Below are 16,038 nucleotides of genomic sequence, written 5' to 3'. Positions count from 1 at the left end.
GTCCTGCCCAACCAGCGCCGCGAGATGACCCGCCTGATGGCCGACGCCGGCATCACCCCGCAGATCACCCAGGTGCGCTCCGGCGAGGCCGAGCTGAGCCGTATCACCGGCGCACAGACCCCGTCCGGCGTCCCCGTCGTCATCACCGCCCCGGTCTCCGAGCGCAAGCGCGGTACGTCGGCCGGCCGCGGTCGCGGTCGCACCGGCGGCCAGGGTCACCGCTCGGGCGCCTCGTCCCGCGCCCGGACCGGCGCCGCCCCGCGCTCGGCGGCCGCGTCCGCCGCCCCGCGCAGCAGCGCCGCGTAAGGCCTCTGAGGCCCGGGACGCACCGTCCGCCCGTACACACACCGAAGCCCCGGTACCAGCTGGTACCGGGGCTTCGGTGTGTTGTCGGTGGGGGTCGTGCGGGGGAGGGGGCGGTCAGTGGTCGGAGTAGCTGAAGTCGCCCACCGTCCAGGCGCTGACGTCCTTGACGGCGATGCGGTACATCCCACCGGTCTCGGGGATGCCCACGCTCCCCTGGAGGATCCGCGCGACGTGGAAGTGCAGATGCGTGGGGGCCTCGCCGGGCCGCAGGGCGGCGGCGCTGCCCGCCGACCCGAAGATGGCGGCGAACGGGCCCAGGCGCTCGGAGTCCCGCAGGACCTCCGCCACCCGCTCGCGCCAGACGGCTTCGGGTGCCAGACGCCCGGTGATGACAGCGCCCTGGACGACCACGGTGAGGGACATCTGATTGCTTTGCTCGGACTCCACCGCTGAGGCGATGTCAACAAGCAGATGATCAGGCTTCGACATGGGCGCTGACTTTACTACGCGCGAGGCGCCCCACGGCAGGTCGTGACCCGTACGGAGGGCGTGCGCCCTCCGGCCCGGTCACGACCCATGGATCAATTCTGTACGGGGGTCCCGAGCATGGCGGACGCCGATTCCAGCGGGGAGAGCACCGGCGCCGGGGCGGCCACGGGCTCGGGCGCCACCGGGTTGCAGGTGAAACCGAGGCGCGTCAGCGCCCTGGTGACCTCGAAGGACGTGAAGTCGCGGCGGTCCTGGCGGGTGATCACCTCACCCACCTGCTTCACGGGGAAGATCCGGCGGCCAATGACCACGGACTCACCCGTGATGGGCTCGGGCTTGATGCCCTTCATCGACTGCTGCACCTCGCTCTTGACCAGCTCGAAGGGGAAGCGGGCGATGACGCAGCGCATAGTGCCTCTGGGGGAAGAAGGGGAAAGCCTGAAACTTCAGCATCCCACAGAAAAGTAACGATCGGAGGCCGGGCTTTCGCCGGGCCTCCGAGAACGTGGTGGGTGCGTGGCACGCTGACGGTCAGCCCTGGCGGGCCTTGAACCGCGGTTCCTTCTTGTTGATCACGAAGACACGGCCCCGGCGGCGGACCACCTGGGCGCCCGGCTTGGCCTTCAACGCGTGCAGTGACTGGCGGACTTTCATGGCCTGTCCCTTCCGTACGGCGCACCGCCTCACGACGGTGCGCACTTCGTGTTCATGCCAACGCCGGGAAGGGCGGCTTCATTCCCTCCATGGGGTACGGGGGCGCCGTACGGACACGCCCTAGTTCCCGTCCGCGTCCGGCCGGTGCTCGACGTACTCGATGACCGTGCCGTCGGGGTGGCGGGCGGTGAAACCGGATCCGGTCGGCACCTTCGACAGCGGGTCGAGTATCTCGGCGCCCTCCGCCGTCAGCCGCTCCAGGTACGCCCGCGCCGAATCGACCAGCAGGGTGCCGTCGGTCGCGCGGAACGGCTCCAGCGTCTCGGCCGTCCCCTCGACGAGGAGGAAGGCGCCGACCGTGGCGAGCGCGAGCCGCTTCTCCGGAAACGTGAACCACATGTCCCGTTCGGTGCCGAGAAGCCTTTCGTAGAAGGCGGTGACGTACTCCAGTGTTCCCGGCCCCGTGTAGACCCGGACGAAGACGCGGGGACGGGTGAGCCCGGAGGAGTTGTTGGTACGGCGCCACAGGCGCGGGAGGTACGTGTGCTCGGTCATGGGTCGAGCTTCGTCCGGCGGTGGCCGGGCAGCCAGACAGGCGTTCGTACGGTGAGCGGGGGTCATAGGCTGGCGCCATGACCACGACGACCGGAGCGGGTACGGAGAGCGCGGAGGCCCTGCGTACGACCGGTGCGGGGAGCGGAACGGTCGCGCTCCGGCAGGAGCTGGGCGGATTCCTGCGGGCCCACCGGGACCGGCTGACCCCGGCGGAGGTCGGTCTGCCGACCACCGCCCGGCGCCGTACGCCGGGACTGCGCCGGGAGGAGGTCGCGGCGCTCTCCGGTGTCTCGGTCGCCTGGTACACCTGGCTGGAACAGGGCCGCGTCGAGACCTCCCGGCAGGTGATCTCCGCGGTCGCCCGCGCCCTGCGCCTCGACGAGGCGGCCCACCGTCACGTACTGACCCTGGCCGGGTTCGTCCCGGCCGCCCCCGCCCCCGAGCCCGGCGGGGCGGATTCCGCAGACCGCTCCCGGGACCCCCTCGTCACGATGCTGGAGAGCTGGCGGGACAGTCCGGCCCTGCTGCTCGACGACACACTGACCGTCACCGCGTCGAACACCGCGTGCGCCACGCTGTGGCCCGATTTCGCCCCGTCCGCGCGGCACCGGAGCAATCTGCTGCTCCTGCTCGTCGGCGACGCCGCGTGCCAACGGGCGCTGCCCGCCTGGGAGTCGGTGGCCATGGATCTCTACCGCCACCTCCGTACCCGCGCCGACACGCGCCCGCACGACAGCCGGTTCCGTGCGCTGACCGACCGCCTGCGCGCGGCCCGCCCGGACCTGGACCACTGGTGGGACTGCCGGTCGGTGGGCACGTTCACGTCCCGTACGGTCGAACTCGTCCAGGGCGACGGGACCCGCCCGCGCTACAGGATGTCGCTGCTGTTCCCGGCCGACGCGCCGGACGCGGCCGTACTGGTCCTGACCCCGGCCGGGCCGTGAACCGTTCCCCCGGCGGTCGTGGCGGCGGTCGCCCGGCGGGCTCCCGCGCAGGTCACGGCCGCTGGTCGCTGTGGCCGCAGATCCATGCCAGCGCCGCGTGCACCCCCTGGATGTAGTCCCGGGGGATGGTCCGCTGCGTGGCGTCCTCCAGTTGTACGGTCGCCGCGTCCGCCTCCGCAGTCAGGACGGACAGGTCGGGCGCCCCCTGGGCGGCGGCGCCGGTGACCGGGGCCATGTCGCCACGGCCCAGCGCCCAGAGATAGCCGGTCATGGCGCCCCGGGAGAGCTGTGTCTGCCCGGTCGGCGCGGCGGCGACGGCCTCCAGCTCGCGGTACGCCTCCTCGACCTGGGTGCGTGGCCTGGTGCCCACCAGCTCGTCGCCGTGGGGTTCGGTCTGTTGAGTCGTCATGCGCTACGTCTGCCCCCGTGAGCGCGATCGAGCCGAAATGGGCGAAGTCGGCTCCAGGGGCTGCCCGTGGCGGAGGTCTGGCGCCACACTTGCCGCCTGGGGGTGACCATGTCGGTCTATCAGGTGTCCTGTCCTGCGCGGATCCTCTTCCTGCCGGAAGAGTTGTCCGCCCTGGGGGAGTTGGACGGCGGCTTCGATGTCGAGCCGAGTCTGTGGTGCACGCTGGAGGCGGGCCACGAAGGGCCGCACCACGTGATCGCGCAGTGTGTCAGGCGATCGGGGCCGGTCGAGCCCTGGGACATGTGGGCGCGCTGGCCGGATGACGACGAGTACGGTCCGGGGAGGGAGTTGGTACGACTGGACTCCTGCCCGGCCAAGTTCCTGAAGGGGGCGGTGTCGGAGGAGGGGTGCCACTTGCCACTGGGGCATCCGGGGCGGCACGGGTACGAGTTCGGTCCGCCGATCACAGCGGCGGACGTGCTCCCGGACTGGCTGGTACGGCGCTTCTTCGGGTGACGTCGGGTGACGTTTGGTGACGCCGCGTCGGTGACGTACCGTCAGATCCAGCCGCGCCGCGCGGCGGCCGCACCCGCCTGGAAGCGTGTGGTGACGTCGAGTTCGGCCAGCAGTTCACGCACGCGGCGGCTGTAGCTGCGCGACGAGATGCCGAGCAGCACGGCCGCCGCGTCGTCCGTCCGGCCGGCCAGCAACGAGTCCAGGACGTCGGCGAGATGGGCGGGAGGCCCCTCCCACAGGGCGGGGCCTCCCGCCGTACCGGTGCCCGGACCCGCGCCCTGGTCCACGCGCAACAGCCGGGCGGGGTCACGGGCCACGGGATAGACGAGCACCGGGGGCAGCCGCGGGTCGCGCAGCACGGTCGGGGCGCCCCAGCAGAAGTACGAGGGGACCAGGCGCAGCCCACGCCCGCCGAGCCGTACGTCCCGGTCGAAGCGGAGACCGGTCAGTTCCAGGACGGGCGGATCCCACGTCACGCCCGGGTGCAGGGTCTCCAGCAAACGGTCGGTACCGCCCTCGCGCAGCGCGCGCTCGCCCCGGGCGTGCCCGGCCGCGACATGGGCCCTGATCTGCGACCAGTACGGCGCCACGAAGGAGTGGTGGAAGGCCGCCATGCCCTCGGCGAGCCCGGTGAGGGCATGGCGTCCCCCTTCACCGAGCACACCCGTCCAGTGCAGCGACCGCCGGGTCCGGTCGAGCTGGCGCAGCTGTCCCCGCAGCCGGGCCCGGGGCAGGGAACGGACCGTCTCCAGCACGGGGGCGAGGCCTTCGGCGCCCTCGGCGGGCGTGAGGAAGTCCGGGGAATACCCCCGCGCGGGCGCCAGCGCGAGCAGCCGCCGTACGGGCGCGGTCAGCCGGGCCCGGGAGGCCGCGCGCCACCGCCGCAACGACGGGGGCACCTCCGGCGACTGCGCCATGTGCGCGGCCAGCAGCATCTCCCAGGAGACGTCCGGCTCGGCCATCACCCGTATCCGGCCCAGATCCTCGCCGGTCACATGGAAACGCAAGCCCATTCCGTACCCCCGCACCGGCGCCGTCGGCGGCCCGGCCCGTACGCACCCCGTGGAAGCACACCGCGTCCCCCGATGATACCGAGCCGCCGCCGGTCCGACGGTCCGCCGGCCTGGCGGCATCATGGAGGTATGCCAGAAGGAGACACGGTGTACCAGGCCGCCCGGCGGCTGCACGGCGCGCTGGCCGGGCACCGGCTCGTACGGTCCGACCTGCGCGTGCCCGCGCTCGCCACGGCCGACCTCGCCGGCCGCACGGTCCTCGACGTCACACCGCGCGGCAAGCACCTGCTCACGCGCGTCGAGGGCGGCTGGACCCTGCACTCGCACCTGCGCATGGACGGGGCGTGGAAGGTGTACGAGCCCGGCGCCCCGTGGCGCGGCGGCCCCGGCCACGAGATCCGGGCCGTCCTCGCCACCGCCGACCGCACCGCGGTCGGCTACCGGCTGCCCGTCCTGGAGCTGCTCAGGACCGGCGAGGAGGACCGTGTGGTGGGACATCTGGGCCCCGATCTCCTCGGCCCCGACTGGGACGCGGACGAGGCGCTGCGCCGCCTGCTGGCCGACCCGGACCGGCCGATCGGCTCGGCGCTCCTGGACCAGCGCAACCTCGCCGGCATCGGCAACGTCTTCATGGCCGAACTGTGCTTCCTCGCCCGGGTCACCCCCTGGACCCGCGTCGGCGACTGCGCCGCGATCGAGCGTCTCGTCCCGGCCGCCAAGCGCCTGCTGGAGGCCAACCGCGCGAGCGTCGACCGGACCACGACCAGCGCCGCCGTCCGGGCCCGCTCCACCCACCGCCTGTACGTGTACGGCCGCGCGGGCCGGTCCTGCCTGGTGTGCGGTACGCCCGTACGCGTCGCGTCCGAGACCCATGGCCGGATCGGGCGCGAGCGTCCCACCTACTGGTGCCCGCGCTGCCAGCGCGGCCCGGTCTCGTCCTGAGCCGGCCCGCGGACCGGACGCGTGTCAGCCCCCGACGGGACCGAAGCGCTCGGTCCTGATCCGCAGCGGATCGTGGCCCTGCGCCACGAGGATCCCGGCCGCCCGCTCCACGAACCCGTTCGGACCGCACACAAAACACATCGGCGCGAACTCCGCGGGCCAGCCGTACGCCGCCACGTCGTCCTCGGTGAGCCGGCCCGGCGCCCGGCGCGGGCCCTCCGGCGCCGACCGGGTGTACAGATGGGTGATGTCCAGTCCGCCCTGGGCGCCTCCCGGGCCCAGCTCCCGCGCGTAGTAACGCTCCTCGGGTGTACGGACCGAGTACAGCAACCGGAAGAGGACGCGGCTCCCGACGCTCCCCCGGGTACGGATCATGGACATCAGCGGGACGACCCCGGAGCCCCCGGCCATCAGCAGCACGGGGGAGGGATCGGCCGGGTCCCAGACGAACCAGCCGCCGACCGGGCCGCGCAGTTCCAGCTGGTCACCGGCCTCCAGCACGTCGACCAGGTAGGGCGAGACCTCACCGTCGCCGATCCGCTGCACGGTCAGCTCGATCCGGTCGCCGTCGGGCGCCGACGCGAGGGAGTAGCTGCGCTGGGTGCTGTAGCCGTCCTCCGCCGTCAGCCGCACGTCCACGTGCTGGCCGGCCGCGTGGCCCTGCCACTCGGGTGCCCGCAGGACCAGCGTGCGCGCGGTCCCCGTCTCGTCGCGGACGTCCTCGACCGTCGTCGTCTGCCAGGGCAGCCGGCCGGTCAGTCGCCCTGGTACCGCTGCTCGCGCCACGGGTCACCGTATTCGTGATAGCCGAGGCCTTCCCAGAAGCCCGGCTCGTCCGAGTCCATCAACCGGATGCCGTTCACCCACTTCGCCGACTTCCAGAAGTACAGGTGCGGCACCAACAGCCGTGCGGGACCGCCGTGTTCGGCGGGGAGGTCGTCATGGTCGTAGCGGTACGCGATCCACGCCTGCCCGTCGAGCAGGTCCTCCAGCGGCAGATTGGTCGTGTACCCGCCGTAGCTCTGGACCATGGCGTAGTCACCGTCGAGGTCGACCCCGTCGAGCAGGGTGTCCAGGGACACCCCCTCCCACTCCGTACGGAACTTGGACCACTTCGTCACACAGTGGATGTCGACCGTGGGGCGCTCGGCCGGCAGCGCGGTCAGGTCCTCCCACGACCAGTCATGGGTCTCACCGGCGACCGTGGTCAGGGTGAACCGCCAGTTCTCCTTCGCGACCACCGGCGTGGGACCGGCCGCCAATACCGGGAAGTCGTGCACCACGTACTGGCCCGGGGGCAGCTTCTCCTCCGTCGGGCGCCGGCCGTGGAAACCGCGAGAAATGACAGCCACGTCGGCCTCCTCTCCCTCCCCGGCACGCGACAGCGGGAGCGCCGGTGAGTATCGCCTGTCAGTGGCGTCGCCTCCCAGTGTGGTCCCGTCGCACCATGAGCACCATCGGAACCGCTCGCGGCATCGGTGCGGGGAGATCCGGAACCCCGGACTCCCCGCACCGGCCCCCCGGATCCGGGCCCGTCAGGACACCCGGACCAGGTGCACCGCCGTACTGGCCCAGTCGCCCTCGGGCAGCGACGGTAGGATCCCGTACTCGGTCAGGACCCGCGCGGAGTGGACGGAGCCGGTGCGCGCGTCGCGGTAGCGGGCGTCGGGGTCGAGCCCCGCCAGCCGGAGCGGCGTGCGCGGGCTGCCGTGACGCGGCCCCCGCTGCCAGACCAGCAGCAGCGCCTCGGCGCGGTCCGCGCCGGTGTACTGCACCGCGGACGGACCGTCGTCGACGGGGCCGCGCGGCCGGTGCAGGACGCCGTGCTGGACGAGCGGGCGGACGCGCTTGTACTCGGCGACCAGCTCCGCGGCCTCGGCCAGCTCCTCCTCGGACCACCGGCCCAGGTCGCCGCCGATGCCGAGGGCCCCGGCCATCGCGACGTGGAAGCGGAAGCGCAGCGGCACCGAGCGCGCGGTGAGCTGGTTCGGTACGTCGGTCACCCAGGCGGCCATGGTGCGCGCCGGGTAGATCTGGCCGTATCCGTGCTGGATGGACAGCCGGTCCCAGGCGTCGGTGTTGTCCGAGGCCCAGGCCTGGTCGGTACGGGACAGGATGCCCAGGTCGACCCGGCCGCCGCCGCCACTGCACGACTCGATGCGCAGCCCGGGATGGTCGGCGCGCAGCCGGTCGACGAGGGCGTACAGGTTCCGCACATAGGCCGTGCCCAGGCGGTCGGCGCCGTCGGCGCGGTCGGGCCAGCCCGCCTCGCTGAACGCGCGGTTCATGTCCCACTTGAGGAAGTCGACGGAGTGCTCGCCGACCAGCCGGGTCAGCCAGCCGTACGCCCAGTCGGCGACGTCGCGGCGGGCGAGGTTGAGGACCAGCTGGCTGCGCAGTTCGGTGCGGGTGCGGTGCGGGAAGTGCAGGACCCAGTCCGGGTGTTGACGGTAGAGGTCGCTGTCCGGGTTGACCATCTCGGGCTCCACCCACAGGCCGAAGCGCATCCCGAGCCGGTGCACCTCCTTGACCAGCGGCGACAGCCCGTTGGGGAAGCGCTCAGGGGACGGGGTCCAGTCGCCGAGCCCCGCCTCCGCGTTGCGGCGGGCACCGAACCAGCCGTCGTCCATGACGTACAGCTCCACCCCGAGCGCGGCGGCCCGCGCGGCCAGCGCCTTCTGGCCGGCCTCGTCCACGTCGAAGCCCGTCGCCTCCCAGGAGTTGTAGAGCACGGGCCGTACCTCGCCGGGGTGCGGCAGCACATGGGCGAGGGTGTACGCGTGCCAGGCGCGGCTCGCCGCGCCGAAACCGCCGTCGCTGTACAGGCCAGCGAGGCGCGGGGTGGTGAACTCCTCGCCGGGGCCGAGCGGCAGCGCCGTACCGTCCTGGCCCGCGCCGCCGGTGAAGCAGGCGCGGCCGTCGGGGGTGCGCTGCACCGTGACGCGCCAACTGCCGCTCCACGCGAGGGCGGCGCTCCACACCTCGCCGTGGTCCTCGGTCGCGTGTCCGGCGTCGAGCATCACCCAGGGGTTGGCGTGATGGCTGGTGATGCCCCGCCGGCTGGTGAGGGTCGTCTCGCCGTACGGCACCGGCTCCCGGCGCAGGCGGCTCTCCGCCGACCACTGGCCTGTGACATGGCTGAGCCGGTAGTCCTCCCTGGCCGGCAGCGTCCACGCGGCGGAGTCCGCGCGCGGGAGCGTCACGGTGGTGTCGCCGGTGTTGCGCAGGACGGTCCAGCGCTCGATCACGTCGCTGTTGTCGTGGACCCGGTAGTGGAGGGAGACGTCCAGGTCGTAGTGCGTGTCGCTGAACTCCAGGACCAGTTCGGCCGATCCGGGGGCGGACTCGTCGACCCGGTGGCCGGTGGGCCGCCACTCGAAGGCGCGGGTGCCGTCGGCGAACCGTACCTGGAGGGAGGGGGCGCCGTACCGGGCCCCTCCGTCCACGGGCAGTTCCTCGCCGACGGGCGAGCGCCCCTCGAAACTGCTGGCCGGCGGCGCCGGGGGAGCGGCAAGCTCCTGTGCCTCTTCGAGGGTCAGCCGAGGTCCCCATCCGAGGTGACAGGGCGCGCCCGTCTCGTCGATCCGCAGCGCGTACGACGTGCGCGGAGTGGAGAGCAGCCAGACCCCGGTGTGAGGGGCGAAGGAGATCACAGGCATGGATCCTCACGTTCGTTTTGCGCCTCGAGAGCAAACCGCAGCCAACCTTGCCTTGGATCAGGTGTCAATACCCGGAGGCTGGCGCGCATTTGCAAGTTGAGGCGTCCCTTGTTTGGCATTTCGAAAGGTGCTTGCTTCTTTCATTGACAGCGGAAAAGAACACCCCTACGTTTCGGCCATGCGCTCGACCCCTCGTACCGAGGCGGTTCCGGCACCGACGCCGGCCGCTTCCCTGGTCTTCACGACCGTGCTGTCCCACGGCCCGCTCACGCGGATCGAGATAGCCCGGCGCACCACGCTCTCCTCCGCCGCGGTGACCAAGGCGGTCCGTCCGCTCATGGAGGCCGGCTACCTGGTCGAAGGCGTCGACGAGGAGGCACGCCCGTCCCTCGGACGCCCCGCCAACCTGGTGCGGGTCGACGGCGGACGGGCCCTGTTCATCGGCGTCAAGGTGACGGGCGACGAGATCATCGCGGTCCTCACCGACCTGTGCTGCCGTATCCGGGTCGCCCGGCACCTCCCGCTCACCGACCGTGAACCGGGCGCCGTGCTCGCCGCCATCGCCGGACTCGTACAGGAACTCCTCACGGAGGCCGACGGGTTCGGGGTCGAGGTGCGCGGGCTCGGGCTCGCCGTCTCCGGCGACGTGGACCGTACGGCCGGAGTCGTGCGCTACTCGCCCTTCCTGGACTGGCGCGACGTCCCCCTCGCCGACCTGGCCGGAACCGTGACGGGGCTGCCGGTCACGGTCGACAACGACGTCCGCGCGCTGACCGTCGCCGAGCAGTGGTTCGGCGCGGGCGTGGGTCTCTCCGACTTCGCGCTCGTGACGGTCGGCGCCGGCATCGGCTGCGGGCTGGTGGTGCACGGCCGGGTGGTCTCGGGCGCCCACGGCGTGGCCGGTGAGATCGGCCACCTGTCCATCGACCCCCTGGGGCCGCCGTGCCACTGCGGCAACACCGGGTGTGTGGAGGCGATCGCGGGGGACTCCGCCATCGTCCGCCGCGTCCGGGAGGTGACCGGTCTGCCGGTCACCGACTCCGCGCGGGCCCTGGAGCTGGCACACCGGGGCGACCCGGGCGCCAAGGAGGCGTACGCGCGGGCCGGGGAGGCGATCGGCCGGGCCATCGGAGCCGTCGTCAACGTCCTGGGACCACAACGAGTGATCATCTCCGGCGAGGGCCTGGCGGCGTACGACCTGTTCGCCGAGCAGATCCGTGACGCGTTCGCCGCGTCCGCCTTCGGTACCGCCGCGCAGTGTGACGTGATGACACGGCCGCTGCCCTTCGAGGAGTGGGCGCGTGGCGCCGCGGCCACCGCCATCCAGTCCTTCATCGGAACAGACACGTACTAGGAGTAGCGATGACGCTGCAGAGCCGCACCCCCTCGCCCTTCCCTGCCCCGAGCCGCCGCAATGTGGTCCGCGGCGTGCTCGGGACCGGCGCCGCCGCCCTGGCCGCGCCCGTCCTGACCGCCTGCGGAGGAGGCCCCGCCGCCGACCCGAAGACGGTGACCTTCGGATCCAACGGGGCGGACGCCACGCCCAAGAAGGCCTACTCCGCCGTGACCGGCGCCTTCACCAAGGACAGCGGCCTCAAGGTCAAGACGAACACCGTCGACCACGACACGTTCCAGAAGAGCATCTCCAACTACCTCCAGGGCACCCCGGACGACGTCTTCACCTGGTTCGCCGGCTACCGCATGCAGTTCTTCGCCAAGAAGGGCCTGGCCCACCCCGTCGACGACGTGTGGGACACGATAGGTTCCGGTTTCAGCGACGCCGCCAAGCAGTTGTCCAAGGGCCAGGACGGCAAGTACTACTTCGTCCCGCTCTATAACTACCCCTGGGCCGTGTTCTACCGGAAGAGTGTGTTCCAGGAGCGCGGCTACCAGCCGCCCGCCACCTGGAGCGCGTTCACCGCGCTCGCCAAGCAGATGAAGAAGGACGGCCTCTCGCCGATCGCCTCCGGCTACGGCGGCGGTGACAGCTGGTCCATCCTCGGGGCCTTCGACTACCTCAACCTCCGTGCCAACGGCTACGACTTCCACATGTCGCTCATGCGCGGCGAGGTCGCCTGGACGGACAAGCGCACCACCAGGACGCTCGACCTCTGGCGCGAGATCAGCCCGTACTACCAGGAAGGCGCGGGCGGCCGCTCCTGGCAGGACGCGGCCCAGTCCCTGCTCGACAAGAAGTCCGGCATGGCCGTCATCGGTCTCTTCCTCGGCCAGCAGATCACGGACGAGAAGCTCCGCGACGACATCGACTTCTTCCCCTTCCCCACGATCGACCCGTCCTTCGGCCAGGACACCGTCGAGGCCCCCACCGACGGCTTCATGCTCAGCCGCAAGCCCAAGAACCTCGACGGCTCCACCAAGCTCCTGGAGTTCCTCGGCGGCGCCAAGGCCGAGAACCTCTACATGGGCGTCGACCCCAGCAACGTGGCCGTCAACTCCGGCGCCGACACCAGCACGTACAACGCCCTCCAGAAGAAGTCCGCCGAACTCATCGCCTCGGCCAAGCACATCACCCAGTTCGCCGACCGGGACAGCGACCCGGGCTTCATCTCCACCGTCGTGCTGCCGGGCCTCACCCAGTGGCTGGGACACCCCGACGACGGCTCGGCCCTGCTCAAGAAGATCGAGTCCCAGCGCTCGCGCTTCTTCACCGCCTGATCAGGACCGGGAAGGTTCCACCATGTCCTCCGTGCGCCCAGCGCCTCCCACCAAGCCACGCGCCCGCCCCCGGCCGCGCCGGCTCAGCGCCGGTGACCGTCTCTTCCTCGCGGTCATCGTCGGCATACCCGTACTCGCCCTGCTCGTCTTCGTCTGGCTGCCGGCGCTGGCGTCCATCGGTCTGTCCTTCACCAGCTGGGACGGCATCGCGCTGTCCGACATCCACTGGATCGGACTGGACAACTACCACGAGATCTTCACCAACTACCCGCCGTTCTGGCCGGCGGTCCAGCACAATGTCGTCTGGCTGCTCTTCACGGCCCTGCTGCCCACCCCGTTCGGCATCTTCCTGGCCTACCAGCTCGACCGGAAGATCCGCTTCGCCCGGATCTACCAGACCGCGATCTTCCTGCCCATGGTGCTGTCCCTGGCCGTGGTCGGCTTCATCTGGGAGATCATCTACAACCCCGACAACGGACTGCTCAACGGCATCCTCAACGGGGTCGCGCCCGGCCACCACATCGACTGGCTCGGAGACCCGGACCTCAACCTCTGGGCCGTACTGGTCGCGTCGGCCTGGCGGCACACCGGCTACATCATGATCCTCTACCTGGCGGGCCTCAAGGGCTTCGACCCCGCGCTCAAGGAAGCCGCGTCGCTCGACGGCGCGAACGAACGCCAGACTTTCTTGCGGGTGGTCTTCCCCGCCCTCAAGCCCGTCAACATCATCATCCTGGTCGTCACCGTCATGGAGTCGCTGCGCGCCTTCGACATCGTGTACGTGCTCGGCGGCGGCGTCGGCAGCAAACCGGGCATGGAGCTGCTCTCCCTCCTGATCACCGACAACATCATCGGCGAGTCCAGCCACATCGGTTACGGCTCCGCCCTCGCGGTGGTCCTGCTCGTGGTCTCCCTGCTCGCCATCGGGACCTTCCTCGTACAGACCTTCCGCAAGGAGGACCAGTGACCGCGACCGCCACACCGCCGGCCGCCGGCTCACGCACCCGCCGTACCGCGTCCCGGGAATCCGGACCCTCGCGTCCCAAGAGCCAGGCCGGCCGCCATGTCCTGCTCGGCGGCATCGCCCTGCTCTGGCTCGTCCCGCTGCTCTGGGCGGTCTACACCTCGCTGCGGCCGTACTCGGACACCAGCAAGCACGGGTACCTCTCCTGGCCGCACAGCCTCAGCCTGGAGAACTTCTCGGACGCCTGGAGCCAGTCCGGGATGCCGCACTTCTTCTGGAACTCCGTGCTCATCACGGTCCCCGCGGTCCTCGGCACCCTGCTGTTCTCCGCCGCCGTGGCGTTTTTCGTCTCGCGCTTCGACTTCCGCTGGAACATTGTCCTGCTGATGCTGTTCACGGCGGGCAACCTGCTGCCCGCGCAGGTGCTCATTACCCCGCTGTACCGCCTGTACCTGCTGATCCCGCTGCCGGGGTGGATGAGCGACTCGTTCCTGCTCTATAACTCCGTCTGGGGCATCGTCTTCATCCACATCGCCTACCAGTGCGGCTTCTGCACCTTCGTCCTCAGCAACTACATGCGGACGATCCCCAAGGAGATCACCGAGGCGGCGCTGGTCGACGGCGCCCCCGTGTGGCGCCAGTTCTTCCAGATCGTGCTGCCGCTGTGCCGCCCCGCCTTCGCGGCGCTGGCCACGCTCGAATCGATCTGGATCTACAACGACTTCTTCTGGTCGCTCGCCCTGATCGAGACCGGCGACAAGCGTCCGATCACCTCCGCGCTGGCCAACCTCCAGGGCCAGTACTTCACCAACCCCAACCTGATCGCGGCCGGTGCGCTGATGACCGCGATCCCCACGCTGCTGGTGTACTTCGCGCTCCAGCGCCAGTTCATCAGCGGGCTGACCATCGGTTCGGGCAAGGGCTGAGCCGAAGGACAGGTGTACGTACGACCGTTTTCGCCCGTACGCCCGTCTCCCTGCCCCGACCGCACGCACGCTCCGTGCACGTCCATGCGCCGACAACAGGAGGTCCTGACCCATGCGGTCACCCGCGTACCCCTTCAGAGCCGTGCTCGTCCTGGCCCTCGCGGCCGGCCTGACCACCGCCGTTCCCTCGGCCATGGCGGCCACCCCCACCACCGCGAAGCCGGCCGCCGCCCAGGCCCCCGCCGCGGCCCCGGCCGCCGACACCGCCGCCGGACTCGCCGAGAAGCCCTTCATGGGCTGGACCAGCTGGTCCATGCAGTCGTCCAAATACCCCGGCCTCAACCCGGACGGCGACTACAGCTACCTGACCGAGAAGAACGTCCTCAAGCAGACGAACGCGCTCGCGTCCAAGCTCAAGAAGTACGGCTACGAATACGTCAACATCGACGCCGGCTGGTGGATGGACATGGCGTGGAAGCCCCGCTTCGACGCGTACGGCCGCCAGGCCGCCGACCCCGGCCGCTTCCCCCGGGGCATGAAGCCCGTCGCCGACGACATCCACGCGAAGGGCCTCAAGGCCGGCATCTACCTGCCCGTGGGCCTCCAGAAGGAGGCGTACGGCGAGGGCAAGGTCCCGATCTTCGACGCGCCCGGCTGCACCACGGCCGACATCGTCTACTCCGACCTGCGCACCACCAACGGCTGGGACAGCGCGTACAAGATCGACTTCGCCGACCCCTGCGCGCAGAAGTACGTCGACTCGCAGGCGCGGATGTTCGCCGACTGGGGGTACGACTACCTCAAGCTGGACGGCGTCGGCCCCGGCTCCTTCAAGAGCGGCGACAACTACGACAACGTCGCCGACGTGGCCGCCTGGCAGAAGGCGATAGCCACCGCGGGCCGCCCGCTCCACCTCGAAGTCTCCTGGTCGCTGGACATCAACCACGCCGCCGACTGGCAGAAGTACACCAACGGCTGGCGGATCGACACCGACGTCGAGTGCTACTGCAACACCCTGGTGTCGTGGGAGAACTCGGTGAACGACCGCTTCGACGACACACCCAAGTGGACCCGGTTCGCGGGTCCCGGCGGCTGGAACGACCTCGACGCCATCGATGTCGGCAACGGCGAGATGGACGGCCTGACCAAGGCCGAGCGGCAGAGCTACATGACCCTGTGGGCCATCGCCAAGTCGCCCCTCTACACCGGTGACGACCTCACCCGACTCGACGACTACGGCGTCTCCCTGCTGACCAACAAGGACGTCCTCGCGATCAACCAGGGCAGCACCCCGCCCGCGCGGCCCGTCACGGCCACCGGCGACCAGCAGGTGTGGAGCGCGAAGAACGCCGACGGCAGCTACACCGTCGCCCTGTTCAACCTCGCCGACACCTCCGCCGCCGTGACCGCCGACTGGCAGTCCCTCGGCTTCACCGGCCAGGGCAAGGTCCGCGACGTCTGGAACAAGGAAGACCTCGGCACGTTCAAGGACAAGGTCACCCAGGCCCTGCCGGCCCACGGCTCGCGCCTGTTCACCGTCACCCCGCGCGGAACCGCCTTCGAGAAGACGGCCTACGAGGCCGAGTCCCCGGCCAACACGCTGAGCGGCAACGCCTCGATCGGCGACTGCGGCGCGTGCTCCGGCACGCACAAGGTCGGCAACCTGTACCAGGGCGGGAAGGTCCAGTTCAACGACGTCGTGGCCACGAAGGCCGGCCACTACATGATCGACGTGTCCTACATCAGCGGTGACTCCCGCCCGGCGAAGATCTCCAGCAACGGAAACGGCGCCACGGCCCTGAAGTTCCCCTCCACCGCCGACTGGGGGACCGTCGAGACCGTCACCGTCCCGGTGACCCTCAAGGCCGGCAAGAACACGGTCACCATCGACAGCGGCGACGACTACGCGCCCGACATCGACCGGATCGCCGTACCGCGGCTCTGATCCCGCGCGGCCATCTCTCACCACCGGTGCGGGTCCCGCG

17 protein-coding genes and 1 pseudogene are annotated in these 16,038 nt (G+C 70.8%); 9 read left to right on the top strand and 9 right to left on the bottom strand.

Annotated elements, in window-relative coordinates; translation table 11 throughout:
- Positions 1-306: pseudogene (locus tag ACIO1C_RS35545) on the top strand (ATP-dependent helicase); the annotation flags it as partial.
- 114 nt (positions 307-420) lie between these two features.
- Here the strand turns inward: ACIO1C_RS35545 and ACIO1C_RS35540 are convergent.
- The 4 genes from ACIO1C_RS35540 to ACIO1C_RS35525 all read right to left on the bottom strand — a co-directional run bounded on the left by ACIO1C_RS35540 (position 421) and on the right by ACIO1C_RS35525 (position 2,004).
- Positions 421-795: a hypothetical protein gene (locus ACIO1C_RS35540; protein ID WP_401871877.1), complete on the bottom strand. Its 375-nt coding sequence runs from the start codon at positions 793-795 to the stop codon at positions 421-423.
- Between the two features lie 92 nt (positions 796-887).
- A complete protein-coding gene (locus tag ACIO1C_RS35535) occupies positions 888-1,205 on the bottom strand; it encodes an SCO5918 family protein (protein ID WP_401871875.1) in 318 nt (105 codons plus the stop codon).
- Positions 1,206-1,326: 121 nt separating this feature from the next.
- Positions 1,327-1,449, bottom strand: coding sequence for a type B 50S ribosomal protein L36 (gene ykgO / locus ACIO1C_RS35530; protein ID WP_161310538.1), 123 nt, complete (start codon positions 1,447-1,449; stop codon positions 1,327-1,329).
- 120 nt (positions 1,450-1,569) lie between these two features.
- Positions 1,570-2,004: a VOC family protein gene (locus ACIO1C_RS35525; RefSeq protein WP_401871874.1), complete on the bottom strand. Its 435-nt coding sequence runs from the start codon at positions 2,002-2,004 to the stop codon at positions 1,570-1,572.
- 77 nt (positions 2,005-2,081) lie between these two features.
- Here ACIO1C_RS35525 and ACIO1C_RS35520 point away from each other — a divergent pair, with 77 nt between their 5' ends.
- The gene (locus ACIO1C_RS35520; RefSeq protein WP_401871871.1) at positions 2,082-2,948 is read left to right on the top strand and encodes a helix-turn-helix domain-containing protein; all 867 of its coding nucleotides are present in this window, start codon (positions 2,082-2,084) and stop codon (positions 2,946-2,948) included.
- 52 nt (positions 2,949-3,000) lie between these two features.
- Here ACIO1C_RS35520 and ACIO1C_RS35515 read toward each other — a convergent pair whose 3' ends face one another.
- On the bottom strand, positions 3,001-3,357 hold the full coding sequence (locus ACIO1C_RS35515) for a hypothetical protein (protein ID WP_401871869.1): 357 nt from the start codon (positions 3,355-3,357) through the stop codon (positions 3,001-3,003).
- Positions 3,358-3,465: 108 nt separating this feature from the next.
- Between ACIO1C_RS35515 and ACIO1C_RS35510 the strand changes: the two genes are divergently transcribed.
- Positions 3,466-3,873, top strand: a complete 408-nt coding sequence (locus tag ACIO1C_RS35510) for a hypothetical protein (protein WP_401871868.1) — start codon at positions 3,466-3,468, stop codon at positions 3,871-3,873.
- Positions 3,874-3,914: 41 nt separating this feature from the next.
- Here ACIO1C_RS35510 and ACIO1C_RS35505 read toward each other — a convergent pair whose 3' ends face one another.
- A complete protein-coding gene (locus ACIO1C_RS35505; protein ID WP_401871866.1) occupies positions 3,915-4,880 on the bottom strand; it encodes a DUF5937 family protein in 966 nt (321 codons plus the stop codon).
- Between the two features lie 135 nt (positions 4,881-5,015).
- Between ACIO1C_RS35505 and ACIO1C_RS35500 the strand changes: the two genes are divergently transcribed.
- Entirely contained in the window at positions 5,016-5,828 is an 813-nt protein-coding gene (locus tag ACIO1C_RS35500) for a DNA-formamidopyrimidine glycosylase family protein (RefSeq protein ID WP_401871864.1), read from the top strand.
- A gap of 24 nt (positions 5,829-5,852) precedes the next feature.
- Here ACIO1C_RS35500 and ACIO1C_RS35495 read toward each other — a convergent pair whose 3' ends face one another.
- From ACIO1C_RS35495 to ACIO1C_RS35485, 3 genes are all read right to left on the bottom strand, one after another.
- On the bottom strand, positions 5,853-6,614 hold the full coding sequence (locus ACIO1C_RS35495; protein ID WP_401871861.1) for a ferredoxin reductase: 762 nt from the start codon (positions 6,612-6,614) through the stop codon (positions 5,853-5,855).
- Entirely contained in the window at positions 6,584-7,180 is a 597-nt protein-coding gene (locus tag ACIO1C_RS35490) for a sulfite oxidase-like oxidoreductase (RefSeq protein ID WP_401871858.1), read from the bottom strand. The genes ACIO1C_RS35495 and ACIO1C_RS35490 overlap by 31 nt, the downstream gene beginning before the upstream one ends.
- Positions 7,181-7,363: 183 nt before the next feature.
- Complete coding sequence (locus ACIO1C_RS35485) at positions 7,364-9,487, bottom strand: alpha-galactosidase (RefSeq protein WP_401871855.1); 2,124 nt, start codon at positions 9,485-9,487, stop codon at positions 7,364-7,366.
- A gap of 178 nt (positions 9,488-9,665) precedes the next feature.
- On the opposite strand from ACIO1C_RS35485, the gene ACIO1C_RS35480 reads away from it, so the two are divergent.
- The 5 genes from ACIO1C_RS35480 (at position 9,666) to ACIO1C_RS35460 (ending at position 15,998) form a co-directional block, all read left to right on the top strand.
- Complete coding sequence (locus ACIO1C_RS35480) at positions 9,666-10,841, top strand: ROK family protein (RefSeq protein WP_401871852.1); 1,176 nt, start codon at positions 9,666-9,668, stop codon at positions 10,839-10,841.
- A gap of 8 nt (positions 10,842-10,849) precedes the next feature.
- The gene (locus ACIO1C_RS35475; protein WP_401871849.1) at positions 10,850-12,163 is read left to right on the top strand and encodes an ABC transporter substrate-binding protein; all 1,314 of its coding nucleotides are present in this window, start codon (positions 10,850-10,852) and stop codon (positions 12,161-12,163) included.
- A gap of 22 nt (positions 12,164-12,185) precedes the next feature.
- Positions 12,186-13,130 carry a carbohydrate ABC transporter permease gene (locus ACIO1C_RS35470; RefSeq protein WP_401871846.1) on the top strand — a complete coding sequence of 315 codons (945 nt, stop codon included), beginning with the start codon at positions 12,186-12,188 and terminating at the stop codon, positions 13,128-13,130.
- Positions 13,127-14,053, top strand: coding sequence for a carbohydrate ABC transporter permease (locus tag ACIO1C_RS35465; protein WP_401871843.1), 927 nt, complete (start codon positions 13,127-13,129; stop codon positions 14,051-14,053). The genes ACIO1C_RS35470 and ACIO1C_RS35465 overlap by 4 nt, the downstream gene beginning before the upstream one ends.
- Positions 14,054-14,165: 112 nt before the next feature.
- Positions 14,166-15,998, top strand: a complete 1,833-nt coding sequence (locus ACIO1C_RS35460) for an alpha-galactosidase D (RefSeq protein ID WP_401871840.1) — start codon at positions 14,166-14,168, stop codon at positions 15,996-15,998.
- Positions 15,999-16,038 lie beyond the last annotated feature (40 nt).

Source organism: Streptomyces sp. NPDC087420 (assembly GCF_044744165.1).
In the GTDB taxonomy this organism is placed as follows: domain Bacteria; phylum Actinomycetota; class Actinomycetes; order Streptomycetales; family Streptomycetaceae; genus Streptomyces.
Note: the sequence above shows the minus strand (reverse complement) of the source record. Positions and strands in the feature narration are given on the sequence as shown.